Source organism: Bacillus sp. 1780r2a1, assembly GCA_024134725.1.
GTDB classification, from domain to species: domain Bacteria; phylum Bacillota; class Bacilli; order Bacillales; family Bacillaceae_H; genus Priestia; species Priestia aryabhattai_A.
The window spans coordinates 12,501-30,000 of record CP099863.1 but is presented as its reverse complement, the minus strand read 5'-3'; the positions used below and the strand labels follow the sequence as shown (position 1 = coordinate 30,000).

Here is a 17,500-nt window from a genome sequence, read left to right as displayed (position 1 = left end):
AGCCAGGATCAAACTCTCCGAAGAAATGTTTGACTTGCTCATAAAAGTTTAAAAAATTAACGTTGACGTTTGTCGCTTTGTTCAGTTTTCAAAGAACTCTCGTCGCATCAAAGCGACCTTCTTATCTTACCACCAGGAGAAGTGCTTGTCAACACTTTTTTAATGAAGTTCATTACCTCTTGGCGACGTATATTAATATAACATGTCATATTTAATAAAGCAATACTTTTTTAATAAAAAAATGAAAGAATTGTTTTATTTAACAATTCTTTCATTTGGAGATTGTTATTTCTTATAATACGAACTGATTAATTATAAACAACCCTATAATCCCAGGAACTCCTAGTACACCAGATACTATTGCTGTTGGTGCATTTATCGGGATATGAATATCAAACTGCGCACCAAAGATATTAATAAAAAATAGTAACAGAACTCCTATTATTAACTTAATAGTTAAATTCCCCATTATACGCAACATCTTTTCCACACCACCTTTTACAAGTAAAAGTACGATTAAGCTTACTAAAGCTGGAACAACAATAAGAGGTTGAGTTAACATTTTTATCCCCTTCTTTATAAATAAAATAATATTACTTATATGTATGTCCTACTTTTTAAAACAATCCATTTTTATTAAAGAAAAAAGATGCCTTAAATTAAGACATCTTTCGAATGGATATATTTCTATGTTTTGCTTCTTTTAACAAAAAGAGATATTTAGCTTTCGCTAACTTCATATCTACTAAAACTGCATCTGAAGGATCTACACTTCTTTCAACAATAACCTCTTTTTTATTCCATTTATCTTTTAATTCATTAAACGTTTTAAGAAAAGATTCATCATATTCTTTTCTTAACCAACCTTTTCGTTTAAAAAACATGGCATAGCTCCTTACTTATACGTCTCTACGACCTTCTAAAGCTTTCGATAAAGTTACTTCATCAGCATACTCTAAATCTCCACCTACTGGTAAACCATGTGCAATTCTAGTAATTCTTATACCAGTTGGTTTTAACAGCCTAGAAATGTACATTGCTGTTGCTTCACCTTCAATATTAGGATTTGTTGCTAAAATCACTTCTTGAATCTCATCGTTTTGAAGCCTTTTCAACAATTCAGGAACTTTAATATCTTCTGGACCAATACCTTCCATTGGAGAAATCGCACCATGAAGGACATGATAAAGTCCCGTATATTCCTTCATCTTCTCCATAGCAATAACATCTTTAGGATCTTGAACGACACATACAACCGTACGATCTCTCCTTTGATCCTGACAGATATAACATGGGTCTTGGTCTGTGATGTGACCACAGGTTGAACAATACGTTAAGTTACGCTTTGCATTCACAAGTGCTTTGGCAAAATCAAGCACTGTGTCCTCTTTCATATTTAAAACAAAGAAGGCAAGCCTAACAGCTGTTTTGGGCCCAATACCCGGGAGTTTCATGAAACTATCTATTAGTTTTGAAATTGGTTCTGGATAATGCACGTAGCAACCACCTTAATTAAAGTCCTGGGATGTTTAAACCTTTAGTGAATTGTCCCATTGTGTTATTTGTTAACTCGTCCATTTGCTTTAACGCATCATTCGTTGCTGCCAACACTAAATCTTGAAGCATTTCAATATCTTCTGGATCTACTACTTCTTCTTTAATTTTCACATCAATAATTTCTTTTTGACCATTTACAATTACTGTAACCATTCCACCGCCAGCTGTGCCTTCAATTGTTTTTTCAGCTAGTTCTTCTTGTGCCTTTTGCATATCTTTCTGCATTTTTTGCATTTGTTTCATCATTTTTTGCATGTTACCCATTCCGCCACGCATCATAATTATAATTCCTCCTAGTTTTAGTCATGTATTTCAATAAGTTCTTCCCCGAACAGCTTTTTAGCTTCGGATATTAAAGGATCTTCTTCTTCTTTTTGCGCACCATCATTACCTTGCTGCTCTTGAAGAAAATCTCCTCTTACTTTATCCCATTCATTATCTGGGATTGCAACCATTTCACGTTTGCTCCCACTTAAAGTATATAGGATATTTTCTAAATTATCACGTACATTGTTGTTATTTTCAGCTGCCATTTTGCAATGGATTTCATACTTAAATTTTAAGATAAAAGACTTTGTAGATGAAGCAACAGGTTCACTATTAGACAACAAGGCAGCATGTGATGCTTTATTTTGCTGACGCAATGTTTCTAAAACCTCTCCCCACAGACGCTTAATTTCTTCTAGCTCCTGACGAGACGCTTGTTTTAGAACTTCATGCACTTTTCCTATCGGAACTTTATATTGACTGCGCACTTGCCTTTTTACTTTTTGATCACTTATTTCTTGCTGACTTTGCTGTACTTGAACACCGTTTTCTTTTAGATGAGTAACTTGTGCTTCAAGCATTTTAACTTTTTGAAGCAATTCCCCCTCTTCACCCTCTGCTGTTTTTTTCTTACTAGCAGATTGAGCAAGTTTCACTAATGCTACCTCTAGTAACACTCGTGGGTGATTTGTCCACTTCATCTCTTGTTGCGTTTGATTAAGATGGTGAATAATTGAATAAATATCTTCAGCTGGTAGTTGTACAGCTAGTTTTTTAAACTCTTCACTCACTACGGCCTTTTCCATTAAATGTTCCATTTCAGGCGACGATTGATAAAGTAAAACATCTCTGTAATAAAAAATTAAGTCTTCTAAGAAACGAACTGGATCTTTACCGTTTTGAATGAGTTGCTCAACTGCCTGTAACGCTGATACAAGATTTTTCTCTGCAATTGAACGAACAATTTGCAGCATAAATGTATGCGAAACAGCTCCTGTAATAGATAACACATCATCCAAAGTAACTTCGTTTTCACTATATGAGATTGCCTGATCTAACAAGCTTAACGCATCTCTCATTCCACCTTCCGATGCCTTAGCAACCTCATATAAAGCTTCATCCGCTACGTTTACATCCTCAGATATCAAAACTTCTTTCATTCGATAAACAATATCATCAGGTGAGATTCGTTTAAAATCAAAACGTTGACATCTTGAAATGATAGTCAGTGGAATTTTATGCGGTTCTGTTGTTGCCAAAATAAATATTACGTGAGGAGGTGGTTCTTCTAATGTTTTTAACAACGCATTAAACGCACCTATTGAAAGCATATGAACTTCATCTATAATATAAACTTTGTAACGAACGGCACTTGGTGCATATTTGACTTTATCTCTAATATCTCGAATTTCATCTACTCCGTTATTTGAAGCAGCATCAATTTCAATAACATCTGATATGGAACCATCTGTAATTCCTCTACACGTAGCACACTCATTACAAGGTTCGGATACGGGTGCATGTTCACAGTTAACCGCTTTAGCTAAGATTTTTGCTGCAGTCGTTTTCCCTGTGCCCCTCGATCCTGAAAATAGATATGCATGCGAAAATTTTTCAAGAACGAGTGCATTCTGTAAAGTCTTAATAATATGTCGCTGACCAACAACATCTTGAAAACTTTGAGGGCGGTACACACGATATAAAGCCTGATACGCCACTGCATCTTCTCCTTTTTGTTATATAAATTTGATATTATTATAACGTACTATAACTATTTTTCCAAAACATCGTTTACCTTATTTTATCTAATAAAATATACGCTAAATAAAAAAACCTACTCTATCAGAGTAGGTTACTTTTATATGTATTTAACTGCCGTGCACCTTCCTTCGATTAGCCTCCCCAAGCGTTACTTAAGCAGTTAGCTCGGTTCAGGCGACCCTATGGCACATGAGAGATTCTGCTTACTGCTGCTTCCTTCCGGACCTGACAGGGTTCACAGATTCCCATTGCATAGGACCCAAACGTCAACACCACTTACTTAAGGCAGACCTCAAGGAGAACTAACCTCAGGAAAGGAGTTCGGCCTCGCTAGAGCGGATTGCGAGTACAGGGCACCGCTACCTCCCCGCTTAGCACGGCAAAGTTGAAACCTTTGTTTGAGCACCATGTTGATGCTTATACAAGTATAATTCTTTTTAGGACAAAATGCAACCTTTACGAAATGTAATTTATTGTAATTTTTTCTTTGCTTGTTTTTTTCGATTTCGCAAATCTTTAAAAAATGCACTTAGCATTTCTGCACATTCCTTTTCAAGAACTCCCCCTCGAATTTCTGATTGATGATTGAACTTTTCATAATCTAATAAATTCATCAAAGTTCCCGCGCAACCCCCTTTAGGGTCAAACGCCCCAAACACCACTCTTTTTACACGAGATAACATAATAGCCCCCGCACACATCGGACAAGGTTCTAATGTAACATATAATGTCGTATCTTCTAATCGCCACGTATTTAACTTTTGACAAGCCTCATCTATCGCTAATAGTTCTGCGTGAGCTATAGATCGTTGTGTACTCTCTCTTAAATTGTGTCCTTTTGCAATAACATGTCCATCCTTATCTACAATAACCGCTCCTATAGGAACTTCCATAATCCCACAAGCTTTTCTTGCTTCATCTATAGCTAAGCGCATATATTTCTCATCTTCAAGCATGGTTTAAACTCCTTACATATTATATTTGTTATGAGCAACACTACTTATTAGGTTAAAAATCAATAAGGAGATTGTATATGAATGATTCTAAAATTGCATTAGTTATTATTGATATGATTAATGATTTTCAATTTAAAAATGGAAAAACTCTTGCTAAAAAAGCTGAAACTCTTGCTCAAAATATCTCTTCATTAAAAGCAGAGTGTTTAATGAAGAAGATTCCTGTTATCTATATAAACGATCACTATAAATTATGGCAGGCTAACTTAAATACAATCCTTGAATACTGCGTGAATCCAATAAGTTCCCCTATATTGCAGTATATACAACCCCATGCTACAGATTATTTTTTAATCAAACCAAAACACTCTATCTTTTATGGAACAGCTTTAACCATTTTACTACAACAGCTAAATGTCGATACATTGATTTTAACAGGACTAGCGGGAAATATATGCGTACTCTTTTCAGCAAATGATGCATATATGAGAGAATACAATCTGATTATTCCTAAAGATTGTATTGCATCAAATTCTGACGAAGATAATAAATTCGCTATTGAAATGATGAAAAATGTACTTAAAGCTACAATTTGTGAACATAGTGATTTAATTACATAAGCATTTGCTCACTCTTTTTTTCATAGACTGAATAAACATTCTTTTTTGGGGGCGTTTATTACTATGGATATATATATTGTGAAGTCTGGAGATAGCATTTACAGTATTGCTCAACAGTTTCAAATTGAAGCTTCAAGAATTAGCTTAGCAAATGAATTACCTGACCCTAATCGGCTAGTGGTTGGCCAGGCATTGGTTATTCCTATTAACGAAAGTTATTATACTGTTAGACAAGGCGATACATTATGGAAGATAGGCCGAAACCTAGGAGTTAGTTATCAATCGATTGCAAAAGCTAACAACCTTTCAATCACTTCTCCTCTAACACCGGGAACACAATTACTAATTCCAGCTGCTCCAAAGACAGAGGCTGAGTTTTTAGGATATGTTGAAACAAGCAACCGTACAATTAGTAGCGAAACAGAAGCATTGATTAAGAAAAATGCTAAATATCTCACATATTTAGGACCAGCTAACTTCGAAGTACAGCGAGATGGTTCTATCAAAGAACCTCCATTAAAAAACTTTGGAACCATTGCACAAGAAAACGATGCAATTTTTTTAATGGTTCTTGCTAATATTGAAGAAGGTGGATTTAGTGCTGAGGTAGGAGAAGCAGTCTTGAATAACACAGATGTTCAAGATAAATTACTTAATAATATTATTCGTATCGCTACTGAGAAAAACTTTAAAGATATCCATTTTGATTTTGAGTTCTTGCGTCCAGAAGATAAAAATGCTTATATTACATTTTTAGAAAAAGCAAAGAAACGACTTCAAGCTGAAGGGTTATTAATGTCTGTAGCATTAGCCCCTAAAACAAGTAGTGATCAAAAAGGAAAGTGGTATGAAGCGCATGATTATAAAAGGATTGGAGAGATAGCAAATTTTGTTGTCCCTATGACATACGAATGGGGATACAGCGGAGGTCCTCCAATGGCCGTTTCTCCAATTGGACCTGTACGAGATGTGCTAGAATATGCCATTTCAGAAATACCAAGCAAAAAAATTATAATGGGTCAAAACTTATACGGTTACGATTGGACACTTCCATTCAAACCAGGTGGTGAATATGCAAAGGCAATTAGTGCTCAAAGAGCAATTGAAATTGCGTATCAGTATAATGCAAGCATCCAGTACGATAAAAAAGCTCAGGCTCCTTTCTTCCGTTACTCTGATTCAGCTCAAAAAACGCATGAGGTATGGTTTGAAGATGCACGGTCAATCCAAGCAAAATTCGATTTATTAAAAGAATTAAACTTAAGGGGCATGGCTTATTGGAAGTTGGGATTACCTTTCCCTCAAAACTGGCTACTCCTTGATGATAACTTTAAAGTAATTAAAAGAATACCTGAATAGTTTTGAAGAGGATAACTCCTAAGGCAGAGGATTATCCTCTTTTTATGTTTCCTTCCGTTTTTTACAACTGGTTTTCTTTTTGTTTTTATCCATTCTCTTCTCTTATTGTGATACAATGTTTTTTGTCAATTTTCGAGAACATGTATAGATAAAGGAGGAAGAGTCCATGGGGGAAACACCTTTTATTACTGTTGAGGGCCCTATAGGTGTTGGGAAAACCTCCCTAGCTAAGGCTATTGCAGATGCATTTCAATTTCAACTTTTGAAAGAAATTGTTGATGAAAATCCATTCCTTGGGAAATTCTATGAGGATATTGAAGAGTGGAGCTTTCAAACTGAAATGTTTTTTCTATGCAATCGTTATAAACAGTTAGAGGATATTCAAAAGCATTTTCTACATCAACATCAGCCTGTCGTTGCTGACTATCATATTATGAAAAACATGATTTTTGCTCAACAAACTTTAAAGGATAGCCAGTATATAAAGTATGTACAAATCTACGATATACTGACACATGATATGCCGAAGCCCAATATTGTTATTTACCTAAATGCTAGCTTACCTACATTATTAGAGCGCATTAAAATGCGTGGAAGAGAAATTGAAAAAAACATTGATCCTTCTTATCTAGCTCAACTAAGCTCCGATTATGAGGAATCTATTAAGGTCTTTAAAGAAAATAATCCAGAAGTAACTGTTTTACACTATAGTGGTGATAAACTAGACTTTGTTAAAAACAAAGAACATCTAGAGTATATTATCTCTGATATTAAAAGCAGCTTATTAAAAAGGAGTTCTACAATATGAATTTAAGAACGAAATACAACATTCCAAATGATGCTGTATTAACTATTGCTGGAACAGTAGGCGTTGGAAAATCTACGATGACACAGGCTCTTGCAGATGCGCTGAACTTTCGCACTTCTTACGAGAAAGTTGATACAAATCCATATTTAGATAAATTTTACGCTGACTTTGAGAGATGGAGCTTTCATCTTCAGGTTTATTTCCTAGCGGAGAGGTTTAAAGAACAGAAGAGAATTTTTGAATACGGTGGAGGCTTTATACAAGACCGTTCGATTTACGAAGATACTGGTATTTTCGCTAAAATGCACTTCGAAAAAGGCACAATGTCTAAAGTGGATTATGAAACATATACAAGTTTGTTTGATGCAATGGTTATGACACCCTATTTCCCACACCCTGATTTATTAATTTATTTAGAAGGTAGTTTTGAAGATATAGTTGATCGTATCCAAGAACGAGGAAGACCGATGGAACAACAAACACCCTTAGATTATTGGAAAGAAATGCATAAGCGTTATGAGGATTGGATTAATAACTTTACTGCTTGTCCTATTTTACGGTTGGATATTAATGATTACGATATTCTAAAGGATCCAACATCTGTTGAGCCCATCGTTGAAAAAATCTCTAAGTTTTTACATCACAATGAAAAATTAAAAAGAAGACATTCATAATTTATTCCCATTTTTCTTCGTGAAAAATGGGAATAAAAAAACGCCACTTCGAAAAGTGACGTTTTACAATCTCCAATTTATCGCGCAATGTTTAAATAACATTATAAGTCAAATATGGCGGAGGAAGAGGGATTCGAACCCCCGCGGGCTTTAACACCCCTGTCGGTTTTCAAGACCGATCCCTTCAGCCGGACTTGGGTATTCCTCCGTATCGACATTTATAAATTTATCATATATATAAATAAGAGTCAAGCTATTTTCTAAAAAAAATTGATTCACAACAGAAAGTTGTGAATCAACTAAGATTAACCGCTAATAACTTCTTTGCTCCCCATGTAAGGGCGTAATACTTTTGGAATAATAACAGAACCGTCTTCCTGCTGATAGTTCTCTAAAATAGCAGCTACTGTACGTCCAATCGCTAATCCAGATCCATTTAACGTGTGTACATATTCTGGTTTTCCTTTTGCCTCGCGACGGAAGCGAATATTGGCTCTTCGTGCTTGGAAACTTTCAAAGTTTGAACAAGAAGAAATTTCACGATATGACTCATAGCTTGGAATCCATACTTCAATATCGTATTTTTTAGCTGCTGTAAATCCTAAATCTCCGGTACACATGCTTAAAACACGGTATGGTAGTTCTAGTAACTGTAGTACTTTTTCAGCATGTCCTGTAAGATTTTCAAGCTCAGCATAAGATTCTTCTGGTTTTACAAAACGAACTAGCTCTACTTTATTAAACTGATGCTGACGAATTAATCCACGTGTATCTCTACCAGCTGAACCAGCTTCTGATCTAAAGCATGCACTGTATGCGGTATAAGCCAATGGCAATTGATCTCCATTAATAATTTCATCACGGTGTAGATTAGTTACTGGAACTTCAGCTGTTGGGATTAGAAAATAATCTTCCTCTTTAATTTTGAACGCATCTTCTTCAAACTTAGGAAGTTGACCTGTTCCAGTCATACTTGTACGATTAACCATATATGGAGGAAGAATTTCTTCATAGCCATGCTCATCCATGTGTAAGTCCATCATAAAGTTAATTAAAGCACGCTCCAAACGAGCCCCTAAGCCTTTATAAAATACAAAACGACTTCCTGTTACCTTTGCCGCACGTTCAAAGTCTAAAATATTTAAATCTGTTCCTAAGTCCCAATGTGGTTTCGGTTCAAAATTAAATTGGCGAACTTCTCCCCACTTTCTAATTTCTACATTTTCATCTTCCGTTTCTCCAACAGGCACACTTTCATGTGGAATATTAGGGATTGAAAGCAATAGTTGCTCTAATTCTGCTTCTACAGTACGAAGACGTTCATCTAAATCTTTAATTTTTTCCCCAACTTGACGCATTTCTAGAATCATATTATCTGCGTTTTGCTTTTCACGCTTTAATTGAGCAATCTGCTGAGAAACTTCATTACGCTTACTTTTTAATTCTTCAGTTTGAACTAACAGTTGTCTGCGCTCTACATCTAACTCCTCAAAGCGCCCAAGATCTGATAAATCTTCTCCACGGAATTTTAACTTTTCTTTTACTTCTTCAAGGTTAGCTCGCAAAATCTTTACATCTAACATAAATGTACCTCCTTATTTGTATAAAATGGGCAAAATAAAAACTCCCATCCCTATAAAAGGGACGAGAGTTTAGCCCGCGTTGCCACCCTAGTTGAAAGTCCATAAAGGAACCTTCCTCTTCAGTCAGATAACGGAATGAACCGAAGCTATCTACTCACTACTTCAATAGCTTGCTCCAGGATGGATTCGTAAAGGTCAAACATCGATTCTCACCGGCCATCGACTCTCTAGAGTTTAACTTCTCTACTACTATTTCCTATCAACGCTTTATACTTTTATCATTGTAATTAATAATCATAATGTACTACAAGTCTATACAAGATGCAATTGGTTTATACAGGTTTTTTCAGGGACTCTCTCACCATGTTAATAAAATAACCCGTCATACGATGGTCATCAGTTAATTCCGGATGGAATGAGCAACCTAAGAATTGTCCTTGCTTAGCAGCTACAATACGATCATCATGAACAGATAAAATTTCTACATTGTCACCAACTTCTACGATATGAGGCGCACGAATAAATACTCCAATGAAATCATCTGCAACTTCTTTAATTGCTAGCTTTGCCTCAAAACTTTCACGTTGGCGACCAAAAGAATTTCGAGCCACTTTAATATTCATGACACCTAAATGAGGCTCATCATAGTCTACAATTTCACCCGCTAGTAAAATCAGCCCAGCACAAGTACCAAAGATTGGTTTGCCACTTTTAGCAAATTGGCGCAGTGGATCCATGAAATTATATTTATCAATTAAACGTCTCATTGCAGTACTTTCTCCACCTGGTAAAATGAGCCCGTCTACTTCTTCTAGCTGTTCAACTTTTTTAATAATAATCGCTTCAGCTCCTGTTGCTTCCACTGAATGCGCATGCTCTCTAAATGCACCTTGTAGTCCTAAAACTCCAACCTTTACCATGCTGTAAAACTCCCTTACTGTTACCAGCCACGCTCTTGCATGCGATTTTCTGGCAATAATGTTGAGATTTCAATACCTTTCATTGCATTACCTAATCCTTTAGAAAGGTTTGCAATTAATGCATAATCTTGATAATGTGTTGTTGCTTCTACAATTGAACGAGCAAATTTTTCTGGATTATCAGACTTAAAGATACCAGATCCTACAAATACTCCATCTGCTCCTAATTGCATCATTAATGCTGCATCGGCTGGAGTCGCAACACCACCTGCAGCAAAGTTAACAACTGGAAGACGACCTTCACGCTTGATTTGTAGTAATAACTCATAAGGTGCACCTAGTAATTTTGCTTCCGTCATTAACTCAGCTTCGTCCATTCCTACTACTTTACGTACTTGTGCGTTCACTTGACGCATATGACGTACAGCTTCTACGATGTTCCCTGTTCCTGGCTCACCTTTTGTACGAAGCATAGCAGCGCCTTCTGCAATACGACGTGCAGCTTCACCTAAATCGCGACAACCACAAACAAATGGCACCGTAAACGTATTTTTATTTAAATGAAATTCTTCATCTGCTGGTGTTAATACTTCACTTTCATCAATATAGTCTACGCCCATTGCTTCTAAAACACGCGCTTCTACAATGTGACCGATACGTGCTTTAGCCATTACCGGAATTGAAACAGCATTCATAACTTCTTCAACAATTGTCGGATCTGCCATACGAGATACGCCGCCTGCAGCACGAATGTCTGCTGGTACACGTTCTAATGCCATAACTGCAACTGCTCCTGCTGCCTCTGCAATTTTTGCTTGTTCAGCATTAACAACGTCCATAATTACGCCGCCTTTTTGCATTTCTGCCATTCCGCGTTTTACTCTGTCAGTACCTGTAATGTTACTCATGTTTGTCTTCCCCCAGTATAGTTGTATTACACATAATCAATAAAATTATGTATACAAAATTCAAAACTTATTGTCTATTTTACCTTATTTTCTGAAAAAATCCTATCAAAATTATGCAGTTTAAAAAACTTGTTTAAAAAAAGGGAGATACTAAATACCAGAAAAACCTTGGCTTAGTATCTCCCTTTATAAATGGTTTATGAATTAAAACCAGCTCTTAATATTATTGGCTGCATCAGACCATACACCTACAAAGAAATCTCCTACACTTCGCAGAGCCAAAATGAACCAATTAGCCTTTTCGATTGTAGTATCTGCAACGACGGGCACTTTATTTGTTCCGTCATTTACTGCATAACCTAAATCATCAAGGTTCTTATTCTTGGCACTAACGTAACCTACAACTTGACCCTCTTTGATTGGTGCAACGATTCGATCTTTCTCATCTACAACTTTAGGGTTAACATCAAATTGAAGAGAGATTTTACCTTCTTCACCTTTTTTTGTAAGAACATTCACTGATTCTTTTGTTACAACTTTTAGCTCTTTATTTTTCCCTTTTACTACTGGAAGCGACTCGTGATTCTTAACAACCTTGCCTTCTGGAGTTACTTGTTTTAGCTCATAATTATCAAATGCATAATCTAAAAGCTTTTTTGTTTCAGTAAAACGTGCTCCTTCAAAAGACTTACCGTTATTTTTAGCATTCATGACCACCGTAATGTAACGAACACCATTTCGTTCAGCTGTTCCTGTAAAGCAATAGCCTGCAAAATCCGTATGCCCTGTTTTAAGACCATCTAAACCTTCATATCCGTATGTAGGGAAAGATGGAAGCATTTTATTCCAGTTATCCATTGTCGTTTCACCTTGTTGACCTGGTCGGAATATTTTTTCAGGTGTCTTAGCCGTTTCTAATACTTCTGGATAATCATGAAGAATGTGAAAAGCTAGTGCTGATACTGCACGAGCTGATAGTAAATTCTCATCATCAGCTTTTGTACCTTTTGGATGTTGACCCTTTAATAATGAGTTAGAAAGACCTGTTGAGTTAACAAATTTAGCTTCACCTAAGTTTAACTCTTCTGCTTTTTTATTCATTAATTTAATAAATTCAGCTTCAGACCCTGCTAAAGCTTCAGCTAGAGCAATACTCGCTCCGTTGGCTGAATAAATAGCCATTGCTTCATACAATTCTTTAATTGTATACTTTTCTGTTGTTAATAATGGAACATTTGACAATGAGTAATCTTGTGAGATATCTGCAGCATATTTGCTAACCCCTACTTGATCATCCCAAGAAAGCTTTTCTTCGTGAATAGCTTCTAAAATCAAATACTCAGTCATCATTTTTGTCATACTAGCAATACCTAGTACAGCACCTGAATTCTTTTCATACAAAATTTGGCCTGTATCTGCTTCAATCAAAATAGCAGCATCTGCTTCAACATTTGGGAATTTTGAAGCTGCAGACGCATTTGGAGTGATTAAAGAACTAGCCATTAAGAAAACAGCAACTAATGCAAAGAGCTGTTTTATCAATTTTTTCTTCACTACCAATACCCTCCAGACATAAATCACATAGAGGTTATTTTATCATACAAAAATTAAAAAAAATAGATAAAGAAGTACCGTTAAAACAATCTTTAGTATAAAAAAGCATCTCTCTAAATTAGAGAGATGCTTTTCCACTTAGCTAAGTGAATAGTTTGGAGATTCTTTTGTAATTTGAACGTCATGTGGGTGACTTTCTCTTAAGCCAGCTCCTGTCATACGGATAAACTGTGCCTCTTCACGTAATGCTTGTAAATTAGCTGATCCGCAATATCCCATTCCAGCTCTTAATCCTCCAACTAGCTGATATAAAGTGTCAGCGACAGGCCCCTTATAAGGTAAGCGTCCTTCAATACCTTCTGGAACAAACTTTTTATTATCTTCTTGGAAATAACGATCTTTACTTCCCTTTTCCATAGCCCCAACTGAACCCATACCACGGTATACTTTAAAGCGTCTTCCTTGGAAGATTTCTGTTTCACCAGGACTTTCAGTAGTACCGGCTAATAAACTTCCTAACATAACAGTATGTCCACCAGCAGCTAGTGCTTTTGCGATATCTCCAGAGTACTTAATTCCTCCATCTGCAATTACTGGTACACCATGTTTTCTTGCTTCAGTCGCGCAATCATATATAGCCGTGATTTGTGGAACACCTACTCCAGCTACAACACGAGTTGTACAAATTGATCCAGGTCCTATTCCTACTTTTACTACGTCTACACCAGCTTCAATTAGTGCTCTTGTTCCTTCAGCAGTTGCGACGTTTCCTGCAATAATATTTAACTCTGGATACGTTTCACGAATTGAACGTACAGTATTTAAAACGCCTAGTGAGTGACCATGTGCCGTATCAATTACAATAACATCCACACCAGCTTTTACTAACTTCTCAATTCGGACCATCGAATCAGCTGTCACACCAACTGCTGCACCTACTAATAAACGTCCTTGTTTGTCCTTTGCAGCATTTGGAAATTCAATGACCTTTTCGATGTCTTTGATTGTAATTAACCCTTTTAATACACCGTTGTCATCTACAAGTGGTAATTTTTCAATTTTGTATTGCTGTAAAATCTTTTCGGCTTCCTCGAGTGTTGTTCCCACTGGAGCTGTAACTAACTCTTCTTTTGTCATTACATCAGAGATAAGCATTGAGTAATCTTGAATAAAACGCAAATCACGATTTGTCAGAATACCAACTAATTTTTGCTCATCTTCGTTATTCACAATTGGTACACCAGAGATACGATATTTTCCCATTAAATGTTCTGCAGCGAATACTTGGTTTTCTGGTGTCAGGAAGAATGGATCTGTAATAACTCCACTTTCAGAGCGCTTTACTTTATCAACTTGTTCCGCCTGTTGTTCGATGGACATATTTTTATGAATAATTCCTAAACCACCTTGACGAGCCATAGCAATTGCCATCTCTGCTTCAGTTACTGTATCCATACCTGCACTAATAAATGGTACATTTAGCTTTAGCGTTTTTGTTAATTCTACACTCATATCAACATCTTTTGGCAACACTTCAGATTTAGCTGGCACTAACAAAACATCATCAAATGTTAAACCTTCTTTTGAAAATTTACTTTCCCACATTATAGAATCCTCCTCAAAGCGACAGAATATTATTAGTAGATTAACAATTGGTTATGTAGCTGTCAATAACCATACTATATATCAGATAATTCTAATAATAAAAGAGGTGATTTTTTGAGCTTTACTTATGATGTTTGGAAACCCTATCATTTATTTTTCTCAGCCCCTTTTACACAAAAGTATTTATATAATCAGTACAAGTCTTCAAGCATCGCGGATGCTGAACAGCGTAGTTTTAAAAATTGTTATCCATTTATTTATTATCTGGAACATAGCAAAAATTATTATCAAACGGCATTAAAATCTCATACGTCCATGCAGCCAGTATTACTTTTTTATGGTTTATCTCAATTATTAAAAGCGTGTTTATTAATTAAAAATCCAGTTTATCCAGAAAATACAGCAGTTTTAGCACATGGAGTATCAACGCGAAAGAGAAAAAAACAAAGTTATGACTTTCTTGATGATGAGGTAAAAATTCAAAAAAATGGGTTGTTTTCTGAGGTTGGTAAGGAACTGTTTCACATGAAACAATTAGAGGGTCAAAAGTACACGATGACTGAGCTATTAGGACATATTGATGAAATGTATTCATTATTTAATTCATTGAATCCTTCAAGGGTTTCTAAAAAATTATTAATAGGAAATGTAAATAACCAAGAGTTAATTTTCCCTAACGAGATCAAAGAATCATATCATATGGACAATACACGACTACACCCCTATTTACAAGATCGTTTTAAAATAGAAATGAGTATACAAGAAATAAATCCTACTCTTAGAGTTTCTTTTTCAGACTTACACACAAATCTCTATCAATGTTCTCCACTACTTTTTAATTTGGAGACAAGCGAGTTGTACCTGACAACGTCACGTGAACAATGTGTATACTTTCCTGAAATCCTGAGCCATTACCTAATTCTATATAATCTTAGTATGATTTCTCGCTATGAAACAGAGTGGTGGTATGAGTTATTACACACTTATTCATCAAAAGATTATCCATATGTTATGCACTTCTTAGAAATAACAAGTATAAAAGCACCTTATTTATTATTTAATTATTTACATTCGCAAATAAAAAAAGACTAGCTAAAATTAGCTAGTCTTTTAAATGTGCCTGGCAACGTCCTACTCTCACAGGGACAAAGTCCCAACTACCATCGGCGCTAGAGAACTTAACTTCCGTGTTCGGCATGGGAACGGGTGTGACCTCTCTGCTATCGCCACCAGACATGAATTGAGATTATTCTCTCAAAACTAGATAACATATTTGCTGAGTACTAAGTTTACTGTCTAGCTACGGCTCCTAATTGTTCGGTCGTTTCACTTCTGTTATTGAAACCAAAGAGCGGTTTCCCTATCAGAAGCTCCAACGCCTTTCACAATTGAACAGTCGCCTTCGCTTTTCTAATTTGGTTAAGTCCTCGATCGATTAGTATCAGTCAGCTACACACGTCGCCGTGCTTCCACCTCTGACCTATCAACCTGATCATCTTTCAGGGATCTTACTAGCTTGCGCTATGGGAAATCTCATCTTGAGGGGGGCTTCATGCTTAGATGCTTTCAGCACTTATCCCGTCCACACATAGCTACCCAGCGATGCCTTTGGCAAGACAACTGGTACACCAGCGGTGTGTCCATCCCGGTCCTCTCGTACTAAGGACAGCTCCTCTCAAATTTCCTACGCCCACGACGGATAGGGACCGAACTGTCTCACGACGTTCTGAACCCAGCTCGCGTACCGCTTTAATGGGCGAACAGCCCAACCCTTGGGACCGACTACAGCCCCAGGATGCGATGAGCCGACATCGAGGTGCCAAACCTCCCCGTCGATGTGGACTCTTGGGGGAGATAAGCCTGTTATCCCCGGGGTAGCTTTTATCCGTTGAGCGATGGCCCTTCCATGCGGAACCACCGGATCACTAAGCCCGACTTTCGTCCCTGCTCGACTTGTAGGTCTCGCAGTCAAGCTCCCTTGTGCCTTTACACTCTACGAATGATTTCCAACCATTCTGAGGGAACCTTTGGGCGCCTCCGTTACTCTTTAGGAGGCGACCGCCCCAGTCAAACTGCCCACCTGACACTGTCTCCCAGCCCGATCAGGGCTGCGGGTTAGAATTTCAATACAACCAGGGTAGTATCCCACCGACGCCTCCACCGAAGCTAGCGCTCCGGCTTCTCAGGCTCCTACCTATCCTGTACAAGCTGTACCAAAATTCAATATCAGGCTACAGTAAAGCTCCACGGGGTCTTTCCGTCCTGTCGCGGGTAACCTGCATCTTCACAGGTACTATAATTTCACCGAGTCTCTCGTTGAGACAGTGCCCAGATCGTTACGCCTTTCGTGCGGGTCGGAACTTACCCGACAAGGAATTTCGCTACCTTAGGACCGTTATAGTTACGGCCGCCGTTTACTGGGGCTTCGATTCAGAGCTTCTCCCAAAGGATAACCCCTCCTCTTAACCTTCCAGCACCGGGCAGGCGTCAGCCCCTATACTTCGCCTTGCGGCTTCGCAGAGACCTGTGTTTTTGCTAAACAGTCGCCTGGGCCTATTCACTGCGGCTCTCTCGGGCTATACACCCTACCAGAGCACCCCTTCTCCCGAAGTTACGGGGTCATTTTGCCGAGTTCCTTAACGAGAGTTCTCTCGATCACCTTAGGATTCTCTCCTCGCCTACCTGTGTCGGTTTGCGGTACGGGCACCTCCCGCCTCGCTAGAGGCTTTTCTTGGCAGTGTGGAATCAGGAACTTCGGTACTATATTTCCCTCGTCATCACAGCTCAGCCTTATGATGAGCGGATTTGCCTACTCATCAGCCTAACTGCTTGAACGCGCATATCCAGCAGCGCGCTTACCCTATCCTCCTGCGTCCCCCCATTACTCAAACGGCGGGGAGGTGGTACAGGAATATCAACCTGTTGGCC

16 protein-coding genes, 1 tRNA gene, 3 rRNA genes, 1 other RNA gene and 1 other annotated feature (2 of these 22 only partly in view) are annotated in these 17,500 nt (G+C 37.5%); of the genes, 5 read left to right on the top strand and 16 right to left on the bottom strand.

Annotated features, from left to right (window positions below; translation table 11 throughout):
- The 8 genes from NIZ91_00150 to tadA all read right to left on the bottom strand — a co-directional run.
- Positions 1–24: ribosomal RNA gene (locus NIZ91_00150) — 16S ribosomal RNA — on the bottom strand; it reaches 1,529 nt to the left of the window's first position.
- A 268-nt stretch (positions 25–292) separates the two neighbouring features.
- Positions 293–562: a pro-sigmaK processing inhibitor BofA family protein gene (locus NIZ91_00145; GenBank protein ID USY55190.1), complete on the bottom strand. Its 270-nt coding sequence runs from the start codon at positions 560–562 to the stop codon at positions 293–295.
- Between the two features lie 97 nt (positions 563–659).
- Positions 660–884 (bottom strand): YaaL family protein, encoded by a 225-nt coding sequence (locus NIZ91_00140; GenBank protein USY55189.1) that lies wholly within the window; start codon positions 882–884, stop codon positions 660–662.
- A gap of 15 nt (positions 885–899) precedes the next feature.
- Positions 900–1,496 carry a recombination mediator RecR gene (gene recR, locus NIZ91_00135; GenBank protein ID USY55188.1) on the bottom strand — a complete coding sequence of 199 codons (597 nt, stop codon included), beginning with the start codon at positions 1,494–1,496 and terminating at the stop codon, positions 900–902.
- Positions 1,497–1,512: 16 nt separating this feature from the next.
- Complete coding sequence (locus NIZ91_00130) at positions 1,513–1,833, bottom strand: YbaB/EbfC family nucleoid-associated protein (GenBank protein USY57052.1); 321 nt, start codon at positions 1,831–1,833, stop codon at positions 1,513–1,515.
- Between the two features lie 23 nt (positions 1,834–1,856).
- Positions 1,857–3,542 (bottom strand): DNA polymerase III subunit gamma/tau, encoded by a 1,686-nt coding sequence (gene dnaX, locus NIZ91_00125; GenBank protein ID USY55187.1) that lies wholly within the window; start codon positions 3,540–3,542, stop codon positions 1,857–1,859.
- A gap of 157 nt (positions 3,543–3,699) precedes the next feature.
- Positions 3,700–3,965, bottom strand: an RNA gene (gene ffs / locus NIZ91_00120) — signal recognition particle sRNA large type.
- Positions 3,966–4,055: 90 nt separating this feature from the next.
- Positions 4,056–4,541, bottom strand: coding sequence for a tRNA adenosine(34) deaminase TadA (gene tadA / locus NIZ91_00115; protein ID USY55186.1), 486 nt, complete (start codon positions 4,539–4,541; stop codon positions 4,056–4,058).
- Positions 4,542–4,618: 77 nt separating this feature from the next.
- On the opposite strand from tadA, the gene NIZ91_00110 reads away from it, so the two are divergent.
- From NIZ91_00110 to NIZ91_00095, 4 genes are all read left to right on the top strand, one after another.
- Positions 4,619–5,161 carry a cysteine hydrolase gene (locus NIZ91_00110; GenBank protein USY55185.1) on the top strand — a complete coding sequence of 181 codons (543 nt, stop codon included), beginning with the start codon at positions 4,619–4,621 and terminating at the stop codon, positions 5,159–5,161.
- Between the two features lie 63 nt (positions 5,162–5,224).
- A complete protein-coding gene (locus tag NIZ91_00105) occupies positions 5,225–6,520 on the top strand; it encodes a glycoside hydrolase family 18 protein (GenBank protein ID USY55184.1) in 1,296 nt (431 codons plus the stop codon).
- A 166-nt stretch (positions 6,521–6,686) separates the two neighbouring features.
- Positions 6,687–7,328 carry a deoxynucleoside kinase gene (locus NIZ91_00100; protein ID USY55183.1) on the top strand — a complete coding sequence of 214 codons (642 nt, stop codon included), beginning with the start codon at positions 6,687–6,689 and terminating at the stop codon, positions 7,326–7,328.
- Positions 7,325–8,002 carry a deoxynucleoside kinase gene (locus tag NIZ91_00095; protein USY55182.1) on the top strand — a complete coding sequence of 226 codons (678 nt, stop codon included), beginning with the start codon at positions 7,325–7,327 and terminating at the stop codon, positions 8,000–8,002. The genes NIZ91_00100 and NIZ91_00095 overlap by 4 nt, the downstream gene beginning before the upstream one ends.
- A 115-nt stretch (positions 8,003–8,117) precedes the next feature.
- Here the strand turns inward: NIZ91_00095 and NIZ91_00090 are convergent.
- From NIZ91_00090 to guaB, 6 genes are all read right to left on the bottom strand, one after another.
- Positions 8,118–8,210 (bottom strand) — tRNA-Ser (locus NIZ91_00090).
- A 97-nt stretch (positions 8,211–8,307) separates the two neighbouring features.
- On the bottom strand, positions 8,308–9,585 hold the full coding sequence (gene serS, locus NIZ91_00085) for a serine--tRNA ligase (GenBank protein USY55181.1): 1,278 nt from the start codon (positions 9,583–9,585) through the stop codon (positions 8,308–8,310).
- A gap of 54 nt (positions 9,586–9,639) precedes the next feature.
- Positions 9,640–9,857: a binding site (T-box leader), on the bottom strand.
- Positions 9,858–9,917: 60 nt separating this feature from the next.
- On the bottom strand, positions 9,918–10,505 hold the full coding sequence (pdxT, locus tag NIZ91_00080; GenBank protein USY55180.1) for a pyridoxal 5'-phosphate synthase glutaminase subunit PdxT: 588 nt from the start codon (positions 10,503–10,505) through the stop codon (positions 9,918–9,920).
- Positions 10,506–10,525: 20 nt separating this feature from the next.
- Entirely contained in the window at positions 10,526–11,413 is an 888-nt protein-coding gene (pdxS, locus tag NIZ91_00075; GenBank protein ID USY55179.1) for a pyridoxal 5'-phosphate synthase lyase subunit PdxS, read from the bottom strand.
- A gap of 204 nt (positions 11,414–11,617) precedes the next feature.
- Positions 11,618–12,967: a D-alanyl-D-alanine carboxypeptidase gene (locus tag NIZ91_00070; GenBank protein USY55178.1), complete on the bottom strand. Its 1,350-nt coding sequence runs from the start codon at positions 12,965–12,967 to the stop codon at positions 11,618–11,620.
- Positions 12,968–13,105: 138 nt separating this feature from the next.
- Positions 13,106–14,572 (bottom strand): IMP dehydrogenase, encoded by a 1,467-nt coding sequence (gene guaB, locus NIZ91_00065; GenBank protein USY55177.1) that lies wholly within the window; start codon positions 14,570–14,572, stop codon positions 13,106–13,108.
- Between the two features lie 114 nt (positions 14,573–14,686).
- On the opposite strand from guaB, the gene NIZ91_00060 reads away from it, so the two are divergent.
- Complete coding sequence (locus tag NIZ91_00060; GenBank protein USY55176.1) at positions 14,687–15,664, top strand: YaaC family protein; 978 nt, start codon at positions 14,687–14,689, stop codon at positions 15,662–15,664.
- Between the two features lie 26 nt (positions 15,665–15,690).
- Here the strand turns inward: NIZ91_00060 and rrf are convergent.
- Positions 15,691–15,806 (bottom strand): 5S ribosomal RNA (gene rrf, locus NIZ91_00055).
- Positions 15,807–15,987: 181 nt separating this feature from the next.
- Positions 15,988–17,500: ribosomal RNA gene (locus tag NIZ91_00050) — 23S ribosomal RNA — on the bottom strand (it continues 1,422 nt past the right edge of the window).